This window comes from Thermosynechococcus sp. B1 (genome assembly GCF_030322985.1).
Taxonomy (GTDB): domain Bacteria; phylum Cyanobacteriota; class Cyanobacteriia; order Thermosynechococcales; family Thermosynechococcaceae; genus Thermosynechococcus.
The window spans coordinates 2,077,988-2,103,854 of sequence record NZ_CP096573.1; the positions used below are offsets into that span (position 1 = coordinate 2,077,988).

General features: G+C 54.6%; 24 protein-coding genes. 13 read left to right on the forward strand and 11 right to left on the reverse strand.

The window, feature by feature from the left end; genetic code table 11:
* Positions 1–69 precede the first annotated feature (69 nt).
* Positions 70–972 carry a tRNA (adenosine(37)-N6)-dimethylallyltransferase MiaA gene (gene miaA, locus M0644_RS10315; protein ID WP_149820562.1) on the forward strand — a complete coding sequence of 301 codons (903 nt, stop codon included), beginning with the start codon at positions 70–72 and terminating at the stop codon, positions 970–972.
* Here the strand turns inward: miaA and M0644_RS10320 are convergent.
* A complete protein-coding gene (locus tag M0644_RS10320; RefSeq protein ID WP_149820564.1) occupies positions 951–1,694 on the reverse strand; it encodes a type 1 glutamine amidotransferase in 744 nt (247 codons plus the stop codon). The two genes, miaA and M0644_RS10320, sit on opposite strands and share 22 nt — an antisense overlap.
* A 6-nt stretch (positions 1,695–1,700) precedes the next feature.
* Entirely contained in the window at positions 1,701–3,293 is a 1,593-nt protein-coding gene (locus tag M0644_RS10325) for a DUF6930 domain-containing protein (protein WP_286625611.1), read from the reverse strand.
* 42 nt (positions 3,294–3,335) lie between these two features.
* Between M0644_RS10325 and M0644_RS10330 the strand changes: the two genes are divergently transcribed.
* From M0644_RS10330 to M0644_RS10350, 5 genes are read left to right on the forward strand one after another with little or no spacing between them, the layout of a single operon-like run.
* Positions 3,336–3,767: a resolvase gene (locus tag M0644_RS10330; RefSeq protein WP_149820566.1), complete on the forward strand. Its 432-nt coding sequence runs from the start codon at positions 3,336–3,338 to the stop codon at positions 3,765–3,767.
* 38 nt (positions 3,768–3,805) lie between these two features.
* The gene (locus M0644_RS10335) at positions 3,806–5,836 is read left to right on the forward strand and encodes a ribonuclease catalytic domain-containing protein (RefSeq protein WP_286625612.1); all 2,031 of its coding nucleotides are present in this window, start codon (positions 3,806–3,808) and stop codon (positions 5,834–5,836) included.
* Between the two features lie 4 nt (positions 5,837–5,840).
* On the forward strand, positions 5,841–6,230 hold the full coding sequence (locus M0644_RS10340; protein ID WP_149820570.1) for a YkgJ family cysteine cluster protein: 390 nt from the start codon (positions 5,841–5,843) through the stop codon (positions 6,228–6,230).
* 45 nt (positions 6,231–6,275) lie between these two features.
* Positions 6,276–6,629: a hypothetical protein gene (locus tag M0644_RS10345; protein ID WP_286625613.1), complete on the forward strand. Its 354-nt coding sequence runs from the start codon at positions 6,276–6,278 to the stop codon at positions 6,627–6,629.
* 27 nt (positions 6,630–6,656) lie between these two features.
* Entirely contained in the window at positions 6,657–8,426 is a 1,770-nt protein-coding gene (locus M0644_RS10350) for an ABC transporter ATP-binding protein (protein ID WP_149820574.1), read from the forward strand.
* A gap of 113 nt (positions 8,427–8,539) precedes the next feature.
* Here M0644_RS10350 and M0644_RS10355 read toward each other — a convergent pair whose 3' ends face one another.
* Positions 8,540–8,683, reverse strand: coding sequence for a hypothetical protein (locus tag M0644_RS10355; protein WP_190278068.1), 144 nt, complete (start codon positions 8,681–8,683; stop codon positions 8,540–8,542).
* A 139-nt stretch (positions 8,684–8,822) separates the two neighbouring features.
* On the opposite strand from M0644_RS10355, the gene M0644_RS10360 reads away from it, so the two are divergent.
* Complete coding sequence (locus M0644_RS10360) at positions 8,823–9,572, forward strand: pseudouridine synthase (protein ID WP_286625614.1); 750 nt, start codon at positions 8,823–8,825, stop codon at positions 9,570–9,572.
* Here the strand turns inward: M0644_RS10360 and M0644_RS10365 are convergent.
* Positions 9,542–11,878 carry a heavy metal translocating P-type ATPase gene (locus tag M0644_RS10365; RefSeq protein ID WP_286625615.1) on the reverse strand — a complete coding sequence of 779 codons (2,337 nt, stop codon included), beginning with the start codon at positions 11,876–11,878 and terminating at the stop codon, positions 9,542–9,544. The genes M0644_RS10360 and M0644_RS10365 overlap by 31 nt on opposite strands.
* Before the next feature lie 225 nt (positions 11,879–12,103).
* Between M0644_RS10365 and eno the strand changes: the two genes are divergently transcribed.
* Both eno and rsmA read left to right on the forward strand, forming a co-directional pair.
* Positions 12,104–13,384: a phosphopyruvate hydratase gene (gene eno / locus M0644_RS10370; protein ID WP_286625616.1), complete on the forward strand. Its 1,281-nt coding sequence runs from the start codon at positions 12,104–12,106 to the stop codon at positions 13,382–13,384.
* A 3-nt stretch (positions 13,385–13,387) separates the two neighbouring features.
* Complete coding sequence (gene rsmA, locus M0644_RS10375; RefSeq protein ID WP_190278343.1) at positions 13,388–14,224, forward strand: 16S rRNA (adenine(1518)-N(6)/adenine(1519)-N(6))-dimethyltransferase RsmA; 837 nt, start codon at positions 13,388–13,390, stop codon at positions 14,222–14,224.
* On the opposite strand, the gene M0644_RS10380 is transcribed toward rsmA, so the two are convergent.
* From M0644_RS10380 to M0644_RS10410, 7 genes are all read right to left on the reverse strand, one after another.
* Positions 14,159–14,947, reverse strand: coding sequence for an E3 ubiquitin ligase family protein (locus M0644_RS10380; protein WP_149820584.1), 789 nt, complete (start codon positions 14,945–14,947; stop codon positions 14,159–14,161). The genes rsmA and M0644_RS10380 overlap by 66 nt on opposite strands.
* Before the next feature lie 59 nt (positions 14,948–15,006).
* Complete coding sequence (gene bioB / locus M0644_RS10385; protein ID WP_149820586.1) at positions 15,007–16,017, reverse strand: biotin synthase BioB; 1,011 nt, start codon at positions 16,015–16,017, stop codon at positions 15,007–15,009.
* Between the two features lie 9 nt (positions 16,018–16,026).
* On the reverse strand, positions 16,027–18,492 hold the full coding sequence (gene pheT, locus M0644_RS10390) for a phenylalanine--tRNA ligase subunit beta (RefSeq protein ID WP_149820588.1): 2,466 nt from the start codon (positions 18,490–18,492) through the stop codon (positions 16,027–16,029).
* An 85-nt stretch (positions 18,493–18,577) separates the two neighbouring features.
* A complete protein-coding gene (locus M0644_RS10395; RefSeq protein ID WP_286625617.1) occupies positions 18,578–19,177 on the reverse strand; it encodes a ribonuclease HII in 600 nt (199 codons plus the stop codon).
* Positions 19,178–19,179: 2 nt separating this feature from the next.
* Complete coding sequence (locus tag M0644_RS10400) at positions 19,180–20,559, reverse strand: UDP-glucose/GDP-mannose dehydrogenase family protein (RefSeq protein WP_286625618.1); 1,380 nt, start codon at positions 20,557–20,559, stop codon at positions 19,180–19,182.
* Positions 20,560–20,573: 14 nt separating this feature from the next.
* Positions 20,574–21,530 carry a UDP-glucuronic acid decarboxylase family protein gene (locus tag M0644_RS10405; RefSeq protein ID WP_286625619.1) on the reverse strand — a complete coding sequence of 319 codons (957 nt, stop codon included), beginning with the start codon at positions 21,528–21,530 and terminating at the stop codon, positions 20,574–20,576.
* Between the two features lie 99 nt (positions 21,531–21,629).
* The gene (locus M0644_RS10410; protein WP_286625620.1) at positions 21,630–22,940 is read right to left on the reverse strand and encodes a dihydroorotase; all 1,311 of its coding nucleotides are present in this window, start codon (positions 22,938–22,940) and stop codon (positions 21,630–21,632) included.
* A 190-nt stretch (positions 22,941–23,130) separates the two neighbouring features.
* On the opposite strand from M0644_RS10410, the gene nuoH reads away from it, so the two are divergent.
* From nuoH to nuoK, 4 genes are read left to right on the forward strand one after another with little or no spacing between them, the layout of a single operon-like run.
* Positions 23,131–24,249, forward strand: coding sequence for an NADH-quinone oxidoreductase subunit NuoH (gene nuoH, locus M0644_RS10415; protein WP_286625621.1), 1,119 nt, complete (start codon positions 23,131–23,133; stop codon positions 24,247–24,249).
* Positions 24,250–24,278: 29 nt separating this feature from the next.
* Positions 24,279–24,869: an NAD(P)H-quinone oxidoreductase subunit I gene (gene ndhI / locus M0644_RS10420; RefSeq protein ID WP_286625622.1), complete on the forward strand. Its 591-nt coding sequence runs from the start codon at positions 24,279–24,281 to the stop codon at positions 24,867–24,869.
* A gap of 11 nt (positions 24,870–24,880) precedes the next feature.
* Positions 24,881–25,483, forward strand: a complete 603-nt coding sequence (locus tag M0644_RS10425) for an NADH-quinone oxidoreductase subunit J (protein WP_149820602.1) — start codon at positions 24,881–24,883, stop codon at positions 25,481–25,483.
* 9 nt (positions 25,484–25,492) lie between these two features.
* Positions 25,493–25,798 (forward strand): NADH-quinone oxidoreductase subunit NuoK, encoded by a 306-nt coding sequence (gene nuoK / locus M0644_RS10430; RefSeq protein ID WP_286625623.1) that lies wholly within the window; start codon positions 25,493–25,495, stop codon positions 25,796–25,798.
* Positions 25,799–25,867: the final 69 nt, after the last annotated feature.

The following is a 25,867-nucleotide window of genomic DNA, read 5'->3' on the forward strand; positions in this document are numbered from 1 at the left end:
CAAATCTGACCTAAATTTTAGCACATAAGGGTTATAGGCGATTCTAGGAAATTTTCAGGCTGTATTTGAGTGGGGGATGCAGGGCTAATTGTTATTGGGGGGGCAACGGCCACCGGCAAAACGGCACTGGCGATCGCCCTCGCGCAGCAATTGAACAGTGTGATTTTGAGTGCCGACTCCCGCCAAGTCTATCGCGGCTTTGATGTTGGCACCGCCAAGCCCACCCCAGCCCAACAACGCCAAGTGCGCCACCACCTCATTGATATTTGTGACCCCCGCGATACTCTGACCCTGGCCATTTATCAAGCCAAAGCCCAAGCCTTGATTGCCCACTACCATTCCCAAGGGATCACGCCCCTCTTGGTGGGGGGGACAGGATTGTACATCCGCAGTATTACCCAAGGGCTAACGATGCCCCAAGTCCCACCGCAACCACATCTACGGGCACAGTTGATGGCTCTAGGTCAGCAGGAATGCTATCAATGGCTTCAGCAGGTGGATCCTGTGGCGGCGCAACGCATCCATGCCCACGATCACGTGCGTACCCTGCGGGCTTTGGAAGTCTATTACGTAACGGGGGTACCCCTCAGCCAGCAGCAGCGGTGCGAACCGCCTCCCTATCCGATTTGGTACTTTGCCCTAGCGGGGGGCGATCGCCAGCAACAGCGCCGCCGCATTCAAGAGCGCACCCAGCAAATGCTGGCCATGGGATGGTTGGATGAAATTCGGCAACTGCAAGCGCAGTACGGTGATGAACTGCCCCTATTAGATACACTGGGCTATCGCGAGATGCGCCAATATCTGCGGGGAGAACTCACCCTTGAGGCGGCGATTGCGCTCACGGTACAGCACACCCAACAATTTGCCAAACGACAGCGGACATGGTTTCGGGCAGAACCCGGCATCCATTGGCTGCAAGCCACCACCCTAGAGGAGCAACTAGCAGAGATTCAAGCACAACTGGGAATATAGCCCAGCACCACCTCAACAAAGCGGCGGATCAACTGATTGGCGTAGGGGGTAGGACGGGCTGTTTGCTTGAGTTTTTCCAGTTCGGCAGTGCCCAATTGATAGCGATCGCAATAACGGCTAATGCGGGCAATCAGGTCGCGATCGTCCACCTCCGGATGAAACTGAAAGGCGTAGAAGGGTTTACCCTCCAAGCGAAAGGCATGGTAGGGACACAACTCACTGTAGGCCAGTAAGGTCGCTCCCGCTGGCAGGGTCAAGGCGCGCTCCTGGTGTCCAGAAATCGCCAAAAAAGGATTGGGAAAGCCGGCAAATAGTGGATCAGCAACTCCCAAAGGCGTGAGATACAAAGGGTAGGTGCCCATTTCCATCCCCTGCCGATCCACAATCACCTGCCCTCCCAAGGCCTGCACTGCCAATTGAAAGCCAAAACAGGAGGCCAACACGGGGATCTCCTGCTCAATACAGGCCAAAATTAAGTCCATTGCCGGCGGTACAAAGCGATAGATCTCTGGCTTGAGCACTGTGGCATCACTGGAGCCACCGATAAAAAGGGCATCAAAGCCTTGAATACAGTCGGGGGTAAAGTCAGCACACTCAAAGCCATTGAGCACTGTAAATTGCTCGGCGGCCAAACCGCTCAGGCGGATAAATTCTGCCAATTCCTCCTGCTGCGTAGTGCGATCGCCCCGTGCCTGAAGCAGTAGAATCCGTAGAGACTTCACCGTTCTCTAGCGTTTAGAAATCTCAATGGGCTGAGGGGTCGGTGGACGTTGGGTGTCCACGAAACTAAACACAAGGGACGTTTCAAAAAGTCCCACGATTTGCTTGAGGGTTGGCTGCATCCGTGTTTTGCCCGTCATGCCATAGGCCACAGCAAGGCCACAGGCGCCCTCAAGGTCATTGACCTCCTTGATCCAATCGAGGAGCAGCGGACCACTTTCGGGGTCAAAGGTATCCAAAAGCCAAAGATGGTTGGCATTGGTTTGGGCAAGGAGCATGACTATTTGCTCGGAACCTGAGAGGGGAAAGACCGTTAGATGGTGAATGCCGCCCTCCTCAGCAATTTTGGCGGCGAGCGCCGCCGCTGCGGCTTTTTTGGTTTGAATCGTCAACACGGGATAGCCCTCAAACGCCTCGGGAATCTCCCCCCGTTGATGGTAAGAGACGGCTGCTTGTAATTCCTGAAGCTTTTTCGGCGGAAACAACTTAAAGAGGATATAGGCTTCCCCCGGAATTGCTTCCGTATCAATGGGAATCTGGTGCTGTGATTTGCTCTCCTCAGGGTCACCATTGATTTCTGCCATCATCGCTGGCACTGTTGCCACGTGCACCTGATAACTAAGGGCAGAATGGCGGGGTGAAGGAATCTTGAACCTCAGGTCTAGTTCAGGGCACTCCTCCTTCTCAAACTGTTTCTTGGTCTTTTTCCAGAATTTGATCAGCGCCTCGATCGCCACATAGACCATTTCCGCTTCCTCAGGGGCATAAAAGGGTCGCATTCCCTCCAAAGGATGGATGACACCCGGTTCAATGGTGTAAAGATGCCCCTTGAGGACAAAAGAGAGATCATTGCCTAAATCCTCTTCGCCAACCTCGGAAAAATTCAAGAAGAGACAATCGTTGCGCAGAACCGTTTCCTCTAAACGCTCATCATCGTCTTCGTCAATGTAGGGATACTCGTGATCAATCTGCTGCCAAAAGTTGCGTAGTGCCTCCTCCCCGCGGTAGAGCATCAGACCAAAGTCACGGTTGGCTCCTTGGGGGTTCACCAGTACTGCAAAGAGGGTGGGAGAGTCCCAAGCGTCGCAGTGGAGTTTAAGGGGGGTAAGACTGTCTAGGCGCCGCCAGATGTCCAGTTGAGCAAATTCCCTAATTTTCTGTGTGTAGAGGGAAACATATTCAGGGGGGAGCACCTCGATATCTACATCATCACTGGTGACTTCCGCCGCAATGAATTCAAAAAATTCATCCAGCAGGGGAATGTGGGCTTGATACTCCACCTGAATATCGAGGGGAGCCACCACACCGCGCAGAAAAAATTGCAACTCGCGGTCATCAACGATGATGGTGTGGGGACGGCAGGGCTGAGCTTGGGGATGGCGGGGATATTCGATCGCCTGCACCAACAGCCGCATGAGTTGCTCTGGGGTGGGTGGAAACTGACCCACCTCCATGCTGCGTACCCCCTGATCCTTGGGATCGAGCCAAGCCGCACAAAAGACTTCCTCGCTGCTGTCGAGTCTGCGGCCACCACCCACCCAAGTGGCGGCAACTTGCGGTACATTCAACAGACGACGGATGGTCGCAGCGGGTAGGCTCACAGGGCGATCGCTCTCAATTCGATAACCTTTCCACTCTAGCAAATGACGCAAATGGGTCGCACTAAGTATTTATTGGGGTTTGATCCAGGGCGGGACAAGTGTGGGTTAGCCCTTGCCCTCGGTCAAGAAGTGGTGCGCTATGAAGTGGTGGCCAGCGATCGCGCGATCGCCCGTGTCCAAGAGTGGCATCAAGCCTACCCATTTGAACAAGTGATTATGGGCAATCAAACCACCTCTCGCCAGTGGCAGCAGCAATTGCAAGCGGCTTTGGCTGTAGAAATTATTCCAGTGGATGAGCGCAATAGCACCCTAGACGCCCGCGATCGCTATTGGCAACTCTTTCCGCCCCACGGTTGGCAGCGGCTGATTCCCAAGGGGTTGCGCCTGCCCCCCCGACCCATTGATGATATTGTCGCCATTGTGCTGTTGGAACGCTACTGTGGTTATCCCCTACTGCTCAGTCAGAGGCAATAAACTTTATAATTGTCAGGTTATGGTACAGCACGGCAGCCGTGGAGAAAGGCACCCTCATTGAATTTCGGGTCAATAACCAGCGTCGCTTGGCGGTGATCGATCGCCCCGAAGGTAAAAAGCATTGGATTGCCATTGATCAGCATTTGCAAGCCCACACCATTCATCCGCGCCAACTGACCTTTACGGTGCCCGAGGAGCGGTTTCGTCCCCAAGAGATTCCCACATTTTGGCAGCAGGTGCAGCCGCTCTTGGATGCCGACAGTTTAGAAGTGGCTTGGGAAATTATCCGCGAGGAAAACCGCGCCATTACGCCAGCGGATCTAGCAGAGCTGCTTTTTTCGGAGCGATCGGCGGTGGCCTGCTATGCGGCCTACTATCTCCTTAGTGAGGATCGTTTCTACTTCAAGCTCAAGGGGGAAACCTACGAGGCTCGACCGGCTGCCCAAGTGGCAGAACTCAAACATCAAAGCGAGCGGGAAGCCCAACGCTTGGCGGAGGAAGTCAGCTTCCGTGAACATTTGACCCAAGCCCTGAAGGGGGAAACTGTGGCGTGGTCTGCCAGCGATCGCAAGCGCCTTGAGCAGTTAGAACGTTATGCTATAGCCATTGAACCCAGTGGCCAACACCAAGCAGCCATTGACCTCCTCAGTGAATTGCAGCGTCCCACCCAACCCTTGGGCGCTTTCCAACTGTTGGTGGATCTCGGCCTCTGGTCAGAGCACGAAAATCTGTTCCTGCGCCGTAGTCAAATTGACGTTGAATTCTCTGCCAAGGTACTTGCTGTGGCCCATGAACGCCTCACCTCACCCCCCACAGATATTGACGCTCCCCTGCGCCGCGATCTCACCCATCTCAAGGTCTATACCATTGACGACGAAAGTACCCAAGAAATTGACGATGGCCTCAGCCTCGAAGTCGTGGGCGATCGCCAAAAGCTGTGGATCCACATTGCCGATCCCACCCGCTGGGTGATGGTGGATGATGTCTTGGATCAGGAGGCTCGCCGCCGCGCCACAACGGTCTATCTGCCGACGGGGATGATTCCCATGTTTCCCACGGAGTTGGCCACAGGACCGATGAGTTTGGTTGCGGGACAAACCTGTTGTGCGCTGAGTTTTGGCATTCTTTTAGCCGACAACGGCGAAGTGCTGGAGTACGAAATTTGCCCCAGTTGGATTCGCCCCACCTATCGCCTGAGCTATGACGATGTGGACATGATTTTGGAGCAGGGGGTGACCGGGGAAGCGGATCTGCTGGCGATCGCCCAATGGGGACAGCGGCGTAGTGAGTGGCGGCAACAACGGGGAGCGATTCGCATTAATATCCCTGAACCCAACATTAAAGTGGCTGGTGAAGAGGTGGAAATCTCGCCCCTCCATGACTCCCCCGCCCGCCAACTGGTGGCAGAAATGATGATTCTTGCCGGTGAAGTAGCCGCCCATTTTGGCGCCCGTGAGGGCATCCCTCTGCCCTTTCGCAGTCAATCACCGCCAGAACTGCCCTCAGAGGAGGAATTGTTGCAACTGCCCGCTGGAATGGTGCGGGACTGTGCCATTCGTCGCTGTATGCCCCGCAGTGAAATGAGCACCCAACCCAATCCCCATGCCAGCCTTGGCCTTGATGCCTACTGCCAAGTGACTTCCCCCATTCGCCGCTACACGGATTTGCTGGCGCACCGTCAGATTAAAGCCCACCTCCGCGGGGAAACCCCACCCCTCACACCCGAGCAACTGAATGAAATTTTATTGGGGCTGGTGTCGTCAGTTCAGGAGTCCTCCCTTGTGGAGCGGCAGACCAACCGCTATTGGTGCTTGGAATACCTGCGGCGGCATCGCGAAGAGGTGTGGCGGGGCATTTTACTGCGTTGGTTGCGTCCTGAGGAGGGGCTGGGGCTGGTTCTGCTGGAGGATTTGGGGGTAGAACTGGCAATGCGCTTTCAACGGCAGGCCAATTTGGGAGAGTGTGTGTTGGTGCGGGTGAGTCGTGTTGATCCCCGCAGTGATCAAATTTGGCTGGAGGAAGTGCCTGCTGAGGCACCGATGCCCACAGAAACCGTTGCATTATCCTGAAAGCATGAAAAAGTGGCAGTGTATGCAGGGGTGTGGTGCCTGCTGTTACCTTGAGTTGAGCGATCGCTCAGAGGTGCCCACCATTCTCAATGCAGAGGAATTTGCCCTCTACCAATCCCTCATTGGTGCCGATGGCTGGTGTATTCACTTTGACCCCCTCAGTCACCGCTGTCGTATCTACGAGAATCGCCCCCGCTTTTGCCGCGTCACCCCAGAGGTGTTTGAGGACTTGTACGGCGTCACGTCCGAGGAACTCGATGAATTTGCCATTCAGTGCTGCTGTGAACACATTCGCGATCGCTACGGTGAGCGGAGTTTTGAACTGCTGCGCTATGAATATCTGGTGGAGCAGAGCGTAGATCCCCCCCAAGAGGATTCCCCACCTTTTGATTGATAAGATGCCCCCTATAATGACAACAGGCGTGTTCAGACAGAGCCGATGAGTGAGCAGCGAATGCGGGTGAACTTGGTCGAAGGCTCGGTGAGTTTTTGCTTTTCTGCAGCAGCCGCAGAGGCCCTGCGGCAAGAGATTCAGACTTTAATGGAACGGATGCGGGCGATCGCCACCGCCAAAACCGCAGGGACTCCTCTGCCTCCCCAAGCGGCCATGGAATACCAACACGTGGGTGAAGTCTTTTTTGAAGTATTTTGCAACCCGAATATCTGGGCTAACCCCTACGCCGCTAAAGTCCTCTTGACGGTACGTGATGACCGCATTCGCTTAACCACTGAAGCAGAGCTAAATCGTCTCGTGGAAGATCTCAACCAGTTTCTCGAAAGCGCTCCCCCCTAGGGGGACAACATCTGTTAGGTTGAGGATATGGTTACTCTTCCTAAAGCTGGCCGCTCTGGCCGTTTTCGTCGCCTCTTGGCCTATCTGCGTCCTCACCAAACAAAAATTTGGGGGGGGATTGTTGCGCTTTTTATCGTCAACCTTTTGGGCACCTATTTGCCCCTGCTCATTGGTACTGCGGTTGATGAATTGCAGGCCAAGTTTGACTTTCAGCGGGTGGTGTTCTATGCCCTGCTGCTGATTGGTTTAGCCTCGTTGATGTGGCTCATTCGCATGGCCTCGCGCCTCTGGATCTTTGGTGCTGGGCGATTGGTGGAATTTGACCTCAAGCAACGGCTCTTTGAACATCTGCTGCGTTTAGAACCCAGTTACTTTGCGGAGAATACCCCCGGAGATCTCATTAGCCGTGCCACCAGTGATGTGGATAATATTCGCCGTCTGGTGGGTTTTGCCCTTTTGAGTGCGGCGAACACCGTGTTTGCCTACGGTATGACGCTGCCCGTGATGTTAGCCATTCATCCGGGCTTGAGTTTGGGGGCGATCGCTGTCTATCCAGCGGTTCTTTTTATTGTCCAAACCTTTAGCGATCGCCTGCGGGCAGAACAACTGGACGTGCAACAAAGCCTCGCGGAACTCAGCGATCTCATCCAAGAGGACATGAGTGGCATTGCCCTAATTAAAATCTATGGCCAAGAGGCCAACGAGCAACGCCAGTTTGACCAGCTAAATCAAGACTTACTCCGCAATAACTTGGTTTTGGCCAAAACCCGCAACATTCTCTTTCCCCTCTTGGGGGGGATGGTCAGCTTTAGTTTGCTGATTTTGCTGTGGTTTGGTAGCCGCATGATTGCTGCCAATACGATTCAAGTGGGGGATTTTATTGCCCTGCTGCTGTACATTGAGCGGCTGATTTTCCCGACGGCATTATTGGGATTTACGATTACCACCTACCAACGGGGTGAAGTGAGCATTGACCGAATTGAGGCCATTTTAAGTGTGGAACCCCGCATTACAGATGCGCCAAATGCCGTTGCCTTACCCCGCGATCGCGTTCAGGGGCACCTGCGTTGTCAAAATCTAACTTTTACATACCCCAATCGCCGCACCCCTGCCCTCAATCACCTCAGCTTTGAAATTCAAGCGGGGGAAATGGTGGCGATCGTCGGCCCCATTGGCTGCGGCAAATCCACCTTGGCCAGTGCCCTGCCCCGTTTATTGGAGATTGCCCCCAATCAGATTTTTCTGGATGGCATTGACATTACGCGCTTGCACCTTGGCGACTTACGGGCAGCGATCGCCTACGTGCCCCAAGAAAGCTTTCTCTTTAGCACCACAATCAAAAACAACATTCGCTACGGCGAACCCGATGCCACGGAGTTAAAGGTGATTGCCGCCGCCAGCCAAGCCCAAATTCACAATGAGATCCTCAACTTTCCCCAGCAGTACGACACCCTTGTGGGCGAGCGGGGCATTACCCTCTCTGGGGGACAGCGCCAACGAACCGCCTTAGCCCGTGCCCTACTGGTGGATGCACCAATTTTAGTCCTCGATGATGCCCTCGCCAGCGTTGATAACCAAACGGCTAGCCAAATTTTGCAAGCGCTGCGGCAGCAACAGCACACACGCACGGTGCTCTTTATTTCCCATCAATTGTCGGCAGCGGCAACCTGCGATCGCATTCTGGTCATGGATCAAGGGCGGATTGTTCAACAGGGTACCCATGATGAACTGGTGGCAGCAGGGGGGTTATATCAATCCCTTTGGCAGCGGTATCAGCTGGAAAGCTCCCTTGGATAACTGGATCGCCTGCTGGAGAATGCCAATTTCCCATTAGAAAGGGGCAACCCTGACGGCTACCCCTAGCTTCAGTATCATTAAGAATAGACAATATCGCTAAAAGCTAAAAGGAACTACTGCCCTGGCGTTTGCGGACTGGGGGATTCGGTTGGCGTTTGGTTATCGGTTGTACCACCGCCACCGCCACAGGCAACCAGCGTTGTAGAAAAACCAACTAAAACTAACCCTAAGATGGCAAGTTTGTAAAGAGATTTCATAGAACTCCTCACGGTAGATGATAGGTAAGGATTGAACAGTTCTTTTCTACCAATTCTGCTAGGGGATTGGCAACTCTGCAGCAATAATGGGTCTATAGAGAGTCCCCTCAAGAACGCAACGTCACCCTAGACAGCAACGATGACCACGGAGCGGTTACACAAAGTCCTTGCCCACTGGGGAGTGGCCTCCCGCCGCCATGCCGAAATGCTGATCCGCAGTGGTCAGGTCTTTGTCAATGGTCAGCGGGCAAAATTGGGGGACAAAGTGGATGCGGCGCGCGATCGCATTGAATACCGAGGGCAGCGCCTGAACCCCCCCCACCCGCCCCGACGGGTCTATTTGCTCCTCCATAAGCCCAAGGGGGTTCTCTGTACCTGTCACGATCCCCAAGGGCGCCCCACCGTTCTTGATCTCTTGCCGCCTAGGTATCAGTGTGTGGCCGGTCTGCATCCTGTGGGGCGTTTAGATGCCGATTCCAGTGGGGCGCTGCTGCTTACCAATGATGGGGCTTTCACCTACTATCTCAGCCATCCCCGCCATCACATCCCCAAAACCTACCGCGTTTGGGTGCAGGGACAGCCGCCAGAAAGGGTGTTACAAAGATGGCGACAGGGTATTCCCTTGGACGGGGTGATGACGCTACCCGCAGCGGTTCAGCTCCTGCGCACCGAGGGCGATCGCTCCCTCTTGGAAATCATCCTGCACGAAGGCCGCAACCGCCAGATTCGCCGTGTGGCCGAGCAGCTGGGCTATCCTGTTGTTGCCTTGCAACGGATCGCGATCGGCCCGGTTCACCTCGGCAATCTTCGCCCCAGAGCCGTTCGTCCCCTCAGCCACCGTGAATTGGCCGCCCTTGCTTATCCAGCCAACCGTGAAGGCCCAGCCTGAGAGCCAGTCATTTTGGGTGGAATATGCTGCACCGGATGATCGGGATGGGTGGCTTCCCATTCCGCAAGAAATTCCTGTGTGTCTTTGACGGGCGGTAAGGGCAAGGAGCCACCGGGACCTGCCAAGGGACGCAAACCATTCAACTCCGCTAAAATGGCAGTGCCGTTGTTAATAACCACCGCCAAAATCGGGTCAAGGGCAAAGAAGACCCCCGACAGCAGCGCACCAATATTAGGAATGGCCACGATCGCTGTATTTTGCCAGACAATTTCCATCGCCTGCTTGGCAATCCGAATAGCAAGGGTCAATCCCCGCAAGTCATCCTCCATCAGCACCACATCGGCGGTTTCACGGGCGATATCGGTTGCGCCGGCAAAGGAAATAGAGACATCGGCATAGGCAAGAGCGGCAGAGTCATTGATACCATCGCCACAGAAAGCCACGACTTTACCGCTGTCATGGAGGGCACGCACCACCTCCACTTTCTTTTCCGGGAAGGCTTCGGCGTAGATATTGTTGGGGGCAATGCCTAAGTCTTTGGCCACTGCACGGGCAACGCGGCCAATGTCACCCGTCAGCATATGGGGAGTAATGCCTGCCCCCTTGAGTTCACGGATGACTTCAGGACTTTCATTGCGGATTGGGTCACTGTAGAGAATCACCCCAATCAAGCGACCATCCCCGGCCACATAGACAATTGACGCCCGCCCAGAATCGAGATCGGGGAAACGTTCATTGAGATCAATTAGGCAAATGTTTTCCTGCTCCATCATGCGGCGGCTGCCCACCCGCAGATCCACACCCCGCACTTTTGTGGCCACACCGAGGCCAACGCGGTATTCCCAGTCTTCACAGTCAAAGAGGGGCTGATGGGTTTCGCGGGCATGGCGGACAATGGCTTCAGCCACAGGGTGGGTGAGTCCCTGCTCAGCACTGGCGGCCATACTGAGGATGTCATCGGCGCTGAAGCGCGGATCCATGACTTTAATCTCGGTAACCCCTGCATGGCCTTGGGTCAGGGTGCCAGTTTTATCAAAGACAATGGTGTCAATCTGAGCCAGTTTTTCGATCGCCCGACCACTGCGGATGAGGACGCCATGTTGAGCGGCATAGGTGAGCGCCGACAAAATCGTGGTAGGCACCGAGACCCGAATCCCTGTACCGAGGTCAAGGGTCAGCAGGGCGATCGCCCGATTGAGATCCCCTGAGAGTAAGCCAACACCTGTGCCAATGGCCAAGGTTGGAATGACGGCTTGGTTGGCCACCATGGCAGCATAGTTTTCAATGCGCGTGTCATGCACCGGTGCCGACTGCATTAAGTTCACAATCACACCTGCACGGGTATTGTTGCCTACTCGCTCCGCTAAGATCACCAGTTGCCCCTCGACCAGCAGCGTTGACGCAAAAACCTCCATTCCCTCGCTGCGCGTTACCGGCACCGACTCGCCCGTGAGTTTGCACTGATCAATCAGGCCTGTGCCCCGCAAAATAATGCCGTCAACGGGAATTTGATCCCCCGGATAGACGACCACGCGATCGCCCTCGACAAGGTCTTTCACTTCAACTTCAACCTCAACCCCGTCCCGTTCCACAAAGGCGGTTTTGCCGAGGCAATCCAGCAAATCAAGGTTCGCCCGCTCCGATCCCCGTGCCGTGAGGTCGCGGATCACTTCCCCCCCCTCAATCAGACCCAGCATAAAGGAGGGGGCAAAATAGTGCCCCTGCATGGTGTGGAGGGAAATTGCCAAGCCATCGAGGAAGTCAATCGTTAACTGTTTCTCCTCTTGAATCGCTTCCCATGCTCGCTGAAACACCGGCATTGCCCCGGCAATCACCACACTGGCAATCACATAGCCGGGAATCGGTACCCCCATCAGGGAGGCCACACTCAACCCCAAACCCAGAGCCGGTAAGCCCAAGCGTTCCCAATAGTTAATTTCGTGAGCTTCCGCCGCAGGGGTGGCCTTCTCAGTACTTAGGGCGGGAAGATCTGGATTGGCCGCCACTTGAATCGACTCAAAAATTTGCCCTTGAATCGTTGCTAGGGCTTCCCCAAAGAGCTTGGGATTATATTCCACCACAAGGGAGCGGGCAGGGGGGTTAATGCGTGCCGTTGTCACCGCGGGTAAACTGCCCACAATGTAGAGCAGCCGTGCCCCATATTCAGCATCAAAGCCCAGCCGAGGAATGCGAATCCGAAAGCGACCCCTAATCCAATGCACAACTTGATAGTGAACGGTCTCTGTGGTGATAGGGCGGGTGAGTACTTCAGACTGCGGGGAACGACTTCGGGCAATAGTGGTCATGATGGATTCCTACGAATGGTCGGGCAAGTGAAGCTGGCTAAAAGTCTTGGTAATCTTTTCCCCCAATTGTGGATGATGTACACCAAAGTTGAGTCAAATTAAACCAGTCTCAGACAAGAAAGGCAATGCAATACAGGACACTTTATAGCTTAGGTCATCCTTAAGCCATTTCAGTTTTATCGGGCATCTATCGTACAATCTAGCTGCATATTGAGGAACAAGCAGATGATGGATACGGCGATCGCAACGATTCGTGCCCGCGAAATTCTCGACTCGCGGGGGCGCCCCACGGTAGAAGCAGAAGTTGAACTGGATTGTGGCATTGTTGGACTGGCGCAGGTTCCTAGTGGTGCCTCAACGGGGAGTTTTGAAGCCCATGAACTGCGGGACGGCGATCCCAAGCGCTACGGTGGCAAAGGTGTCCTCACAGCGGTGGAAAACATTGAAACCACCATTCTCAGTGCCCTTGTGGATCTCAACGCCCTTGATCAGACGGTGATTGACCAGTGTCTCTTGGAACTGGATGGCAGTGAGAACAAATCCAACCTCGGTGCCAATGCCATTCTTGCCGTTTCCCTTGCCACGGCTAAAGCAGCCGCAGAATATCTCGGTCAACCCCTCTACCGCTATTTGGGGGGGCCGCTGGCCAATGTCCTCCCCGTGCCGATGATGAATGTGATCAACGGGGGTGCCCACGCGGCCAACAATATTGACTTTCAGGAATTCATGATCATGCCCATTGGTGCCCCTAGTTTTCGGGAGGGGCTGCGCTGGGGGGCAGAGGTTTTTGCCGCTCTGAGTAAGGTGCTGGCGGATAAGGGTTTGCTGACCGGGGTGGGGGATGAAGGGGGCTTTGCGCCTAACCTCGACTCCAACCAAGCAGCCTTGGATATTTTACTTCAGGCGATTGAAACCGCAGGTTACACCCCCGGCACTGACGTTGCCCTTGCCCTCGATGTGGCGGCCAATGAATTTTATGAAGACGGCAAATATGTGTTTGATAATGCCAGCTGCACCGGCTCTGAGTTAATTCGCTACTATGAAGACTTGGTGAGCAACTATCCCATTGTCTCGATTGAGGACGGCTTGCAGGAGGAGGACTGGGATCACTGGGCACTCTTGACCGAAACCCTTGGCAGTCGTATTCAACTCGTGGGGGATGACTTGTTTGTCACCAATCCCAAGCGCTTGCAACGGGGGATTGACAATGGCGTGGCCAATGCCATCTTGATTAAACTCAATCAGATTGGCTCGCTAACCGAAACCCTGCAAACCATTGATCTGGCAACCCGCAAGGGCTACCGCTCAGTGATTAGCCACCGCTCTGGCGAAACCGAAGATACCACGATTGCGGATTTGGCTGTAGCTACCCGTGCGGGTCAAATTAAAACCGGTTCCCTCTGCCGCAGTGAACGGGTTGCCAAGTACAATCGCCTGTTGCGCATTGAAGCAGAACTAGGGGATCAAGCAGTCTATGCACCCACAGTGGGCTTGGGGCCGTGCTAGGTGATTCGTGCCCGCAAACGGTTTGGCCAGCATTGGCTGCGCAGCGAATCGGTTTTAGCTCAGATCATTGCAGCGGCTGAACTGCACGCGGGCGATCGCATCCTAGAAATTGGTCCCGGTCGGGGTGCCCTCACTCGCCCTCTTCTAGCCAGTGGTGCTGAGGTGGTGGCCGTTGAACTGGATCGGGATCTCTGTGGCCAATTGCAACGGCAGTTTGGCAGTGAGCGGTTCCAGTTGATTGCGGGGGATATTCTGCGGCTGGACTTAGCGCCCTTGGGGTGCAACAAAGTGGTGGCCAATATCCCCTACAACATCACAGGGCCGTTACTGGGGCACCTACTTGGCAGTATTGCGCGACCGCGTCGCCCGCCCTTTGAGCGGTTGATTCTACTGGTGCAAAAAGAAATTGGCGATCGCCTGATGGCAACGCCTAGTAGCAAGGCCTACGGTGCCCTCTCCGTACGGGTGCAATTTCTGGCCACCTGTGAGAAGGTATGTGCAGTGCCCCCCCGCGCCTTTCAGCCGCCGCCTAAGGTGGATTCTGTGGTGATCTGTCTGCGACCCCACGCGACACTGCCAAGGGTGCGATCGCCCCAATGGTTAGAAACGCTGCTGAAACAGGGGTTTGCCACTCGCCGTAAGATGCTGGCCAATGCCCTCAAGTCCCTTGTTGAACCCGATCAAGTGCGCCAAGCGCTGCTTCAGTTGGGGCGAGATGTCAATAGCCGCGCCGAAGCCCTCAGCCTCGAGGATTGGCTAGCCCTCAGTGAACTGCTACAGCAGTCCCACCAAGATCAACAAAATCCCCAACCCACCACAGGCGGCAGCACCAATGGTTGAATAGAGCACGGCATTGCTGGTGTCTTGACTCAGGCTGTCTTCTGATTTCAGGGAGACAAAGAACTTTTGTCCCTTGACGGTGGGACGTTCAATGCGTAGCGTGCCCGTTTGATCACTGGCGGTGCCCACGACCAACACCTGCCGATCCACTGGCGTGATCCATTCCTGATAGCGATAACCAATGGTATTGCCACTGCCAAAGGTGAGGCTGCCCACGTTTACCTGAAAGCTGCCAAAGCCAAGGCGGGCAGTGTTATTGGCGGGTCGAAATTCATCGATGACTTGGATCGTTTCCATGTCAGCCCCGCGGGGATCCACTTCAATCTCGCCGTAGCGATCGCGCACGCGGAAAGGAATGGTTTGGCTATTGCTGCTAATCGTGTCGGAGCGGCGTTCAGTGCGCCAGCGGGTGCGGCCTTCACTATCGGTTTCGCGCACCTGTTCTTCATACTCGCGGCTGACACACATGCGGTAATGGACGCAGGGCACCTGCTTTAACTCCGAGATCAGGGGCTGATCGACAACAATCTGACCAGAAACCTTCACATATTCCCGTAGGTTGCCACCGCCAATTTCCTGTGCCACCTGCTGTTGGAGCTGATGGAGATCCGCCGTGGTGGATGGCGTGGCTAGCTTAAGACTACGGAGCTTCAGGCGATAGTGGCGCTGTACAAAAAAGAGGGCAATCGCCGCAATTAGCAAAAGGCCACCAAAAATGCTCATCGGAGACTCCGCAACAGTAGCGCCGCCAATCCCTAGTTTAGCGATGGGTAGCCCACATGTTATGGGGCGATCGCCCGCCCTTCGGGGTCTTCAAGGACAAAGCCAGCATCGGCAATCATTTGCCAGTCTTGGTGGGGAGCTTGGCCGCGGGTCGTTAGATAATCCCCCACAAATATAGAGTTAGCGGCATAGAGGCCAAGGGGTTGCAGCGATCGCAGATGCACTTCGCGGCCACCAGCAATGCGGATCTCTTGGCGCGGCAAAAGCAGACGAAAGAGCACGAGAATGCGTAAACAGTGGCGCGGATTGAGGTTGTGCTGTTGGCCAAGGGGTGTCCCCGGAATGGGAATCAGAAAATTCACTGGTACACTGGTCACCTGACGCTGCCGCAGGGAAAGGGCAAGATCAATGACATCGTCATCGGATTCCCCCATACCCAAAATGCCGCCAGAGCAAGTTGTAATTCCAGCGGCTTGGATATTGGCCAAGGTCTGGTCGCGATCGCTAAAGGTGTGAGTGGTGCAAATTTCGCCGTGGAAGTTTTCCGAGGTATTTAGGTTGTGATTGACGCGATCGACGCCTGCTGCTGCCAGCCGTGCCGTTTGCTCAGCGGTGAGTAAGCCCAAGCAGGCACAGATTTTCAGGGGATAGCGCTCCTTAACTGCCCGAATAGCAGCAAGTACCTGCTCAAAGACCTTCTCATTGGGCGATCGCCCGGAAATGACCATGCAAAAGGTACCAGCCTTGAGTTGGGCAGCGCGATCGGCCGCAGCAAGAATTTTTTCCTGCGAGAGCAGGGGATACTTTTCAATCTCAGCCGTGGAGATTTTTGATTGTGAGCAGTAGTGGCAATCCTCTGGACAGAGACCACTTTGGGCATTGAGCAGATAGTGCAGCCGTACCCGATTCCCCCAGTAGTGGTAGCGCACCCGATAGGCCGCCGCCAGTTGATTCAGGAGTTCAGTATCCGCGGCTTGTAACACCGCCCGCGCTTGATCGCGGCTGAGGCATTCATCGGCAAGGGCTAAATCGGCAAGGTGCTGCCAATCGGTCGTCAATACTGTGTTCATGGTTTTTTCTTAGCTACGGAGGGTCACGGCGTATTTTTCCACAAGGCTGTCGCGAATGCGCTGATGTAGTTCATTCACCTCGGCCTCGGTGAGGGTGCGATCGCTGGCGCGGTAGGTGAGGCGAAAGGCCAAACTGCGCTGCCCTTCGGGGACACCAGTGCCACTGTACTCATCAAAGACTTCGACACTCTCAAGGAGGGAGTCGCGCCCGCCTGCAGCTTTCCAAATGGTGCGGCTGAGTTCTGCCACAGTGAGATCCGCCGGCGCAAAAAAGGCGAGGTCGCGATCGCTGGCGGGATAAGTTGAAAAGGGCTGAAAAATAATCTGGCGATAGCGTTCCTCAAGGCGGCTCAGGAGTACCTCCAGATCCAGTTCAAAGACATACACCGCCGCCGGCAGGTCGAGGGTCGCCGCATACTGCGGGTGTAACTGGCCAAAAATACCGAGCCGTTCTCCATTCAAACACAGGGCCGCCGTCCGCCCCGGGTGCAAGCGTTCTTCTTGGCGATCGCTCTGATATTCTACATGCAAACCAAACCGCTGAAAGACACTCTCGAGAATCCCCTTGGCTTCATACCATGTGAGGGGTTGGGCTTGCTGTGAGCGGCGTACCCATTTCCCCTGCCACGGATCGCCACCGATGATGCCCCCAAGGCGATCGCTTTCCCAAAGACCCTCTTCATCTTGACCAAAAACACGGCCAATTTCAAAACCATTGAGGGGCGGATTCCCCTGTTCTTGGTTGTAGCGGAAGGCCTGTACTAGACCCGTAATTAGATCCGTACGCAGCGACGAAAACTCCGCCACTAGCGGATTCACAACGGTGACTTGGTTGGGCTGACCACCTTTTACCCAAGAATAGTGCATCAATTCCGTCAGACCCGCCCCGCGAAAGGCCGCCCGTAGCTCCCGCAGTAGGGTGAGTTCCAGCGGTAGTGCTCCCAATTCCGATTGAGCGGGCAAGGTTTCCTCAAAGCGGTCGTAACCGTAGAGCCGCGCAATCTCCTCAATGAGATCCACCTCTCGCTCAATATCCCGGAAGCGGTAAGGGGGCACCGTCACCGACCACACCACTAACTCGTCCTCAAAGGTTTCTTGACGGCTGAGGTGAAAGCCAAGGCGGCTGAGTAGCTCTTCAACGGTCTCTGCGCCCAAATAGGCGAGTTCATCGCTCTCCGCTTCATCAGCAACCACGGCCCCCAAGAGCCGGTGCACTTGTTCCAGCCGCAGGGTGAGGGTACGTTCGAGGGGCGGACGCTGATCCGCTAGTGTAGTGTAGGTCACTGTCCCTTGAGCCACCTCAGTCAATAGGGCGATCGCTTCAGCGGTGGCCGCCTCTAGTTCTGCGGGGTTCACCCCCCGTTCATAGCGAGCCGAAGCTTCCGTGCGTAATCCTTGGGCGCGAGCCGATCGCCGAATCACCGGACTAGCAAAGAGTGCCGCCTCAAGGAAGACATTCTGCGTACCCTCGTAAACTTCAGTCTCTTCGCCCCCCATTACTCCGGCAAGGGCAACGGGCACATCCCCGGCGGTAATCAGGAGATTGTCGGCACTCAGCACCCGCTGCTCACCATCGAGGGTTTTCAGGGTTTCCCCGGCCTTGGCAAAACGCACGCCAACACTCACTGGGGTTTGGGCAGCAACCCCTTGCAACCGATCCCAATCAAAGGCATGGAGGGGCTGACCCCACTTCAGCAGGATGTAGTTGGTGATATCCACCACATTATTGATGGCACGCAAACCGGCAGCCTCTAACCGTTGCTGGAGCCAAGGGGGCGAAGGGGCAATCTGAACATTGGTGATCAGTGTGCCACAGTAGGCAGGACAGGCTTGGGGATCAGCGATTGCAAGCTGTACAGGAGCCTTAGCACGGGACTTTTTGGGGGCGATCGCCTTTGGGGCGGGTAGCGTCAGGGGAGCACCAGTAAGTGCGGCCACTTCACGGGCAATGCCCACCATACTCAGGGCATCGGCACGGTTGGCAGTTGAGGTCAGGTGCAAAATCACATCATCCAAGCCGAGGAGAGGACGTACATCTTCCCCGACGGTTACTGCATCAGCGAATGGGTGAATGCCCTCAGACTCTTTGGTTAGCCCCAACTCAGCAAGGGAGCAAATCATCCCCTCAGATTTCACGCCCCGCAGTTTTGCCGGTCGAATTTTCAGATCAATTTTGGCCAGATATGCCCCCGGTAGTGCCACAGGTACATACAAGCCTGCAGCGGCATTGGGTGCCCCACAGACAATCGTGCGGGGTTCCCCTTGACCCACATCCACTTGGCAAACCCGTAATTTTTGGGCATTGGGATGGGGTTCACAGGCCAAAATATGACCCACCACAACCCCTTGCGCCCATGTGCGCCGATCTTCAATTTCTTCGACTTCAAACCCCGCCATCGTCAGGCGATCGGCCAAAGTCGTCACATCGAGATCAACAGCCACCAATTCCTGTAGCCAGCGAAGGGAAACCCGCATGGAACCCTCAAAAAAACGTCATACTTTGCCATTTTTCAGCCTACTCTCCTGTGATGGCATTACACAAGTGTAAGTCGGTATGAAGCTAGGATTTCAAGAACGATCGCCGATGCCAAGGGGTCAGGCCATACTGCTCAAGGGCTTGACGGTGTTGGGGGGTGCCGTAGCCCACATTGCGTTCCCAGCCATACTGGGGATAACACCGAGCTAAGCGTGCCATGAAGCGATCGCGCCGTACCTTGGCAATAATTGAGGCACAGGCAATACTATAGCTGTGGCGATCGCCCCCGATAATGGCCGTTACCTTTTCAAAGGGTGCTGTTTTTGTTAATTTGCCGTCAATCAGGGCATGATCCCAAGGGGCAACCCGCGCTAGGGCACGCGCCATGGCTCGATAGGTGGCTTGCAGGATATTCACCTGATCAATTTCCGCCACACTGGCACTACCAATGCCAATGGCGATCGCGTGGTTATAAATCTGCCTAAAGAGGCGCGATCGCTGGCGGGCACTCAACTGTTTGGAGTCGCGCACCTCTGGAAGAGGCACACAGTCTACCGGTAAAATTACGGCTGCTGCCACCACTGGCCCTGCCAAACAACCCCGACCCACTTCATCCACACCGACAACGCGACAATAGCCCTGTTGCCAGTAGGCCTGCTCATAGATGAGGCTGGGCGGTTCCATGCTTAATGGCCAATCCCCACATAGCGAAAGCCCAGTGACTCTAGCCCCTTGCGATCCAAGAAGTTGCGGCCATCAATGATCACGGGTTGGTGCATCACCTTGGCCAGTTCCCCATAATCCACCTCTTGGAACTGTGGCCAGTCGGTCACCAGCACCAAAGCATCACAGCCATCGGCGAGGTGTAGCAAATCCGTTTCCACAATCACATGGGAGAGACCCGATCGCAGACCCGACTGGGACACGAGGGGGTCATAGGCCTTGACCTTGGCACCCAAGCGATACAGTTCCTCGATCAAATTCAGGGCAGGGGCATCCCGCAGATCATCGGTGTTGGGCTTAAACGTTAACCCCAAAAGGCCAATCGTTTTACCCTTGAGGATTTTCAGTACCTGTTGCAGTTTTTCAATGACAATAAAGCGTTGCCGCTGGTTGACTTGAACGGCTGCTTTGAGCAACTGGGCATCGTAGCCGTAGTCTTCCGCCGTGTGGATGAGCGCCGAAACATCCTTGGGAAAACAGGAACCCCCCCAGCCCAAGCCCGCTTGCAGAAATTTCTCGCCAATGCGGGAATCCAGGCCAATCCCCTTGGCCACTTGAACCACATCCGCCCCCACGCGATCGCAAATATTGGCAATTTCGTTGATAAAGCTGATTTTAGTGGCTAAAAAGGCATTGGCAGCGTACTTAATCATTTCCGCCGAACTGAGATCCGTCACCAACACCGGCACGGGGGGCAAGGTGGGATCAGCCGCATACTTACGTTCAATGATCGGCGCATAGAGTTCCTGCATGATTTGAATCGCTTTGCGGCTACTGCTGCCCAAGACAATGCGATCGGGATTAAACGTGTCATAGACCGCTGAGCCTTCCCGCAGAAATTCAGGGTTGCTGACCACATCAAAATCCAACGGCGGATGGGTCGCCCCGCCTTTAATGGCATCGGCTAAATCGGGGTCTCGCTCAACCACACCATCGAGAATAATCATCCGCACCCAGTCCCCTGAGCCAATCGGCACCGTGGATTTGTTGACAATGACTTTGTACCCCAGATGCAAATGGGCACCAATACCGCGGGCAACGGCTTCTACATAGCGGGTATCGGTTTCACCATTGGGTAAGGCGGGTGTACCAACGGCGATAAAGAGCACTTCACCAAACTCCACCCCAGCGCCAAGATCACTACTGAAGCGAATGTGGCCACTGGCAATGCACCCACGGAGTAACTCCGTTAGACCGGGTTCATAAATAGGGGATTCCCCCTGTTGCAGCAGCTTAACTTTATCAATGTTGTTGTCAATGCAAGTCACCTCATGGCCAATATGTGCCAAGCACACTCCCGTCACCAAGCCCACATAGCCAGTGCCAATCACACATACCCGCATTCCCTGTGGCCTCCCTAAACTTCCACCATCATAGGCGTATAGGGCACGCCTAGTCGCTCGGCAAAGTCAGGAATTGTGCGCTGTAATCCCTCTAGGAGGGGGACGGTCGGTTGCCAGCCCAACACCGTGCGAGCAAGGGTAATGTCAGGACGACGGCGCTGGGGGTCATCACTGGGCAGGGGCTTAAACTGAATTTCCACCCCCGGATTAATCAGGGCTTGGATTTTTTGGGCTAGCTCCAGCACGGTGTATTCATCAGGGTTGCCCAGATTCACAGGGCCAATGTGATCGCTATTCATCAGCCGAATTAACCCTTCCACCAAATCGCTGACATAGCAAAAACTGCGGGTTTGCGAGCCGTCGCCATAAACCGTGAGGGGAATACCCTGCAAGGCTTGGACAATAAAATTGCTGACCACTCGGCCATCGTTGACCTGCATCTTCGGGCCATAGGTATTAAAAATGCGTGCTACTCGCACATCCACATTATTTTGGCGGTGGTAGTCAAAGGTGAGGGTCTCTGCCACCCGCTTGCCTTCGTCGTAACAGGAGCGGATACCAATGGGGTTGACATTCCCCCAGTAGGACTCAGATTGGGGATGCACCAGCGGGTCACCATAGACTTCTGAGGTGGAAGCAAGGAGAAACCGTGCCTTTACACGTTTGGCCAACCCCAGCATGTGGAGGGTGCCCATGACATTGGTTTTAATCGTTTTGACGGGGTTGTACTGGTAGTGAACTGGCGAGGCGGGGCAGGCCAAGTGATAGATTTGATCCACCTCAAGGCGAATCGGATCGGTGACATCATGGCGGATTAGTTCAAAATTGGGGTGACCCATCCAGCGCAGAATGTTGCGCTTTGTACTAGTGAAGTAGTTATCTAAGCAAATGACCTCATGACCTGCTTCCATCAGCCGATCAACTAGATGGGAACCAATAAACCCAGCACCGCCAGTAACCAGAATACGCATTGTGTTGTCTAAATAGAGTTACGCTATTCCTTTGCCTCAGATTAGCACGAGTTCATAGGAAGCCAGCAATATTTAATGCCAGTCCGCGATCGCTCCCCGTTAGCCGCCAAATTGAAGGGGGCGGCCGCCCACAGCGGTATTCACCCGCCCTTGGCTAAAAACAATCTCACCATTGACAAAGGTGTAAACTGGCCACCCCGTCAATGACCAGCCCTCAAAGGGACTCCAGCCGCACTTGGTGAGCAGTTCCTCGCGGCGCACTGGGCGATAGGTCTGCAAATCCACGAGCACCAGATCCGCATCGTAACCGGGGGCAATTTTGCCTTTATTGGGAATTTCGTAGGCCGCAGCAACGGCAGTGGACATCCAACGCACCACTTGGGGCACCGTACAGCGACCGGCCATGGCTTGGGTCAACATCAGGGGCAAAGAGGTTTCCACCCCCGGCATACCCGAAGGGCTTTGGGGATAGGGCTGCGCCTTTTCCTCTAGGGTGTGGGGAGCATGATCCGTGGCAATAAAGTCAATCACCCCATCCAATAGTCCCTGCCAGAGTTTTCCATTATCTCCTGCGGTGCGCAAGGGCGGGTTCATTTGAGCAAGGGAGCCAATGTTGGCATAGGCCTCTGTGGTCAGCAATAGGTGCTGGGGGGTAACTTCCACCGTTATCCAAGGAAGCTTGTGCTCGCGCAGAAAGTCCACTTCAATTCCTGTGGACAGATGGAGAATGTGCAGGCGGCGTTCGTATTTACGGGAGAGCTTCACTGCTAACTGGGTGGCGTTGAGGGCAGCAATCTCGTCTTGAATTTGCGAGTGTACGGCCACATCGCTAATGCCAGCAAATTGTTCGCGACGGGCACGGATGCGCCCCTGATCTTCGGCATGGACAGCAATGAGGCGTTTACCCTCACTAAAGATGCGGTCTAAAATTGGCTCCTCATCCACCAAGAGGGGGCCGTGCATTGACCCCATGAAAATCTTGATGCCACAGACGGGCTGGACGGTGTTGAGGACGGCAAGGTTATCCTTAGTAGCGCCAATGAAAAAACCATAATTAACAACACATTTGGCGGCAGCGCGGGCGAGTTTATCGTCTAGGCTGGCCTGATCAATGGTCAGGGGACGGGTATTGGGCATTTCTAAAAAACTGGTGACCCCCCCCTTGGCACAGGCACAACTGGCAGTAAATAGATCCTCTTTGTGCTCTAAGCCCGGTTCACGAAAATGGACTTGGGGGTCGATCACACCGGGCAGGAGCGTGAGGCCGGTGGCATCAATCACTGTATCTTCTGGTTGGATGGTGACGGTTTCTGCAACTTCAGTGATGCGATCGCCCTCAAGGCGTACCTGTTGCTGTCGCAGTTCTCCCTCTGGGGTACAAATCACCGCATTTTGGATTGCGATCGCCACCCTGTTCTCCTTCAAAATTGGCTCTCTCCCTTGATCCTACTGACATCTGAGACCCAAAGACAGGCGGTATAAACTATAAACATCCGTAATACCTGTGGTGATAAAAATTTGCCCCAGATCTATCTTCGTAACGGAAATAAAACCCTTATACTGTAGAGCGTGTCTGTAGGTGGGGCGCGATCGAATCGCTATGGAATCTGGTATTGACTTACAGGGGCAGTTTATTCGTGCATTGGAATCCCTTGGCTTCTCCCATGATCTGGCCAAGCTGCTATGGCTACCTCTGCCAATGTTAATGATGCTCATTGTGGCTACCGTGGGTGTGCTGGTGGCCGTTTGGCTAGAACGGAAAATTTCTGCCGCTGTGCAACAGCGTATTGGCCCGGAATACATTGGCCCATTGGGGATTTTGGCTCCCTTGGCCGACGGCCTGAAACTCATTTTTAAGGAAGATGTTCTCCCTGCGAATACTGATCGCTGGCTGTTTACCCTTGGGCCAGCGGTGGTCGTGATTCCTGTCTTTTTGTCCTATATTATTGTCCCCTTTGGCCAAAACCTACTGATCTCCAACTTGGCGATGGGGGTCTTTCTCTGGATTGCCCTCTCAAGTATTGCGCCCATTGGCCTACTGATGTCAGGCTATGCCTCCAACAACAAATACTCCCTACTGGGGGGACTGCGGGCAGCGGCACAATCCATTAGCTATGAAATTCCCCTTGCCTTGGCGGTGTTGGCGGTGGCCATGATGTCCAATGGTTTGGGTACGGTGGAAATTGTCGAGCAGCAGTCGGAGTATGGCATCCTGAGTTGGAATGTCTGGCGGCAGCCCATCGGCTTTTTGATCTTTTGGATTGCGGCTCTGGCAGAGTGTGAGCGCCTCCCCTTTGACTTGCCGGAAGCCGAGGAAGAACTCGTGGCTGGCTACCAAACAGAGTACGCTGGCATGAAGTTTGCCCTCTTTTACCTTGGTGCCTACGTTAACCTTGTGCTTTCGGCACTCTTGGTCAGTGTTCTTTACTTCGGGGGTTGGAGCTTCCCCATTCCCCTAGAAACCATTGCCAATCTTCTTGGGGTGAGTGAGAGCAATCCCTTTTTGCAGATTGCCTTTGCGGTGCTGGGCATCACGATGACCCTGATGAAGGCCTACTTCTTTGTCTTTTTGGCGATTCTGCTGCGCTGGACTGTGCCCCGTGTGCGCATTGACCAACTCCTAGACCTTGGTTGGAAATTCCTATTACCCGTGGGTCTAGTGAACTTGCTGCTGACCGCTGGCTTGAAGCTCGCCTTTCCCGTAGCCTTTGGCGGTTAAGAAACTCCCCATTTCCATGAGGTGACACCATGAAATTCCTCAATCAGATTACCAACTATGCCAAAGAGGCAGTGCAGTCCGCTAAGTACATTGGTCAAGGCCTCTCCGTGACCTTTGATCACATGCGGCGGCGGCCGGTGACGGTGCAATATCCCTACGAAAAACTCATTCCCTCGGAACGGTTTCGGGGACGGATTCACTTTGAGTTTGACAAGTGCATTGCCTGTGAAGTGTGCGTGCGCGTCTGCCCGATTAACCTGCCCGTGGTGGATTGGGTCTTCAACAAAGAGATCAAGAAGAAAGAACTGAAGCACTACAGCATTGACTTTGGTGTGTGCATCTTCTGTGCCAACTGTGTGGAATACTGCCCCACCAATTGCCTCTCGGTAACAGAGGAGTACGAACTGGCCACCTACGATCGCCATGAGCTGAACTACGACAGTGTGGCAATGGGACGCATTCCCTATAAAGTGACCCAAGATCCGATGGTGGCCCCGATCCGCGAGTTTGCCTACCTGCCGGCGGGGGTAATGTCTGGTCATAATTTGCCTGCGGGTGCCCAACGGGCGGGAGAGCATCCGGAGGCGATCGCCAACACTGCTGAATCATCTGAGAACTAGGAGTTGTTGCTGTGGACTTAGCCACCCTGACCCAAACGATGACCTTCTTTGCCCTTGCCGCTGCAGTGATTGTTGCTGCCCTTGGCGTTGTGCTCCTGAACAACGTTGTCTATTCTGCCTTCTTGCTGGGGGGTGTGTTCCTGAGCATCTCTGGGCTATATATCCTCATGAATGCTGACTTTGTCTCAGCGGCACAAATTCTCATCTATGTCGGCGCGGTGAACGTTCTCATCCTCTTTGCCATCATGCTCGTCAATAAGCGCGAGGCCTATACCCCAGTGCCGGGGCGTTGGCTGCGTCAGGGGGGTGCCGCAGTAGTCTCCCTTGGCGTCTTTGCCCTGCTGACAAAAATGATTTTGCAAACCCCTTGGCAACTCAGTTCCCTGCCGCCTACGACTGACAGCATCACAACGATTGGCCAGCACTTTTTCAGCGATTTCCTCTTGCCCTTTGAGTTGGCCTCGGTCTTGCTGCTGATGGCCTTGATTGGGGCAGTGGTTCTCGCCCGCCGCGAACTGGTCTTGGAACCTGAACCCCTCTTAGGGGAAGAGGTGGTTCCCCCCTTGGAGTTGCCGGAACGTCCCCGTGAACCTGTAGCCTTGTCTGAAAAATAGGGAAAGACGATGCAGTTAACCTATGTTTTGATCTTGGCAGCACTGCTATTTTGTATTGGCATCTATGGCCTCGTCACCAGTCGCAATGCTGTGCGCGTGCTCATGTCCATTGAGTTGCTTCTGAATGCTGTCAACCTCAACCTGATTGGTTTTGCCAACTATCTGGATGGTGAGCAAATTAAGGGTCAAGTTTTTGCTGTGTTTGTGATTACGGTGGCAGCCGCCGAAGCCGCCGTAGGTCTAGCCATTATCTTGGCCATCTATCGCAACCGCCAGACCGTTGACATGGAGAAATTCAACCTCCTGAAGTGGTAGGCTAGAAACTGGAACTTGGCTCCCTGAATGGTCGTCTTCTTTTCAAGAACCAGTGTCAGCAAAGGGGCA

Coding starts and splice junctions, on each gene's coding strand:
- bioB (WP_149820586.1), bottom strand. CDS start 16,017: ATGAACACAGTATTGACGACCGATTGGCAGCACCTTGCCGATTTAGCC.
- ndhI (WP_286625622.1), top strand. CDS start 24,279: ATGAAATTCCTCAATCAGATTACCAACTATGCCAAAGAGGCAGTGCAG.
- eno (WP_286625616.1), top strand. CDS start 12,104: ATGATGGATACGGCGATCGCAACGATTCGTGCCCGCGAAATTCTCGAC.
- M0644_RS10360 (WP_286625614.1), top strand. CDS start 8,823: ATGACCACGGAGCGGTTACACAAAGTCCTTGCCCACTGGGGAGTGGCC.
- M0644_RS10400 (WP_286625618.1), bottom strand. CDS start 20,559: ATGCGGGTATGTGTGATTGGCACTGGCTATGTGGGCTTGGTGACGGGA.
- M0644_RS10330 (WP_149820566.1), top strand. CDS start 3,336: ATGACGCAAATGGGTCGCACTAAGTATTTATTGGGGTTTGATCCAGGG.
- M0644_RS10395 (WP_286625617.1), bottom strand. CDS start 19,177: ATGGAACCGCCCAGCCTCATCTATGAGCAGGCCTACTGGCAACAGGGC.
- M0644_RS10355 (WP_190278068.1), bottom strand. CDS start 8,683: ATGAAATCTCTTTACAAACTTGCCATCTTAGGGTTAGTTTTAGTTGGT.
- M0644_RS10365 (WP_286625615.1), bottom strand. CDS start 11,878: ATGACCACTATTGCCCGAAGTCGTTCCCCGCAGTCTGAAGTACTCACC.
- M0644_RS10345 (WP_286625613.1), top strand. CDS start 6,276: ATGAGTGAGCAGCGAATGCGGGTGAACTTGGTCGAAGGCTCGGTGAGT.
- M0644_RS10340 (WP_149820570.1), top strand. CDS start 5,841: ATGAAAAAGTGGCAGTGTATGCAGGGGTGTGGTGCCTGCTGTTACCTT.
- M0644_RS10380 (WP_149820584.1), bottom strand. CDS start 14,947: ATGAGCATTTTTGGTGGCCTTTTGCTAATTGCGGCGATTGCCCTCTTT.
- M0644_RS10405 (WP_286625619.1), bottom strand. CDS start 21,530: ATGCGTATTCTGGTTACTGGCGGTGCTGGGTTTATTGGTTCCCATCTA.
- pheT (WP_149820588.1), bottom strand. CDS start 18,492: ATGCGGGTTTCCCTTCGCTGGCTACAGGAATTGGTGGCTGTTGATCTC.
- M0644_RS10350 (WP_149820574.1), top strand. CDS start 6,657: ATGGTTACTCTTCCTAAAGCTGGCCGCTCTGGCCGTTTTCGTCGCCTC.
- nuoH (WP_286625621.1), top strand. CDS start 23,131: ATGGAATCTGGTATTGACTTACAGGGGCAGTTTATTCGTGCATTGGAA.
- nuoK (WP_286625623.1), top strand. CDS start 25,493: ATGCAGTTAACCTATGTTTTGATCTTGGCAGCACTGCTATTTTGTATT.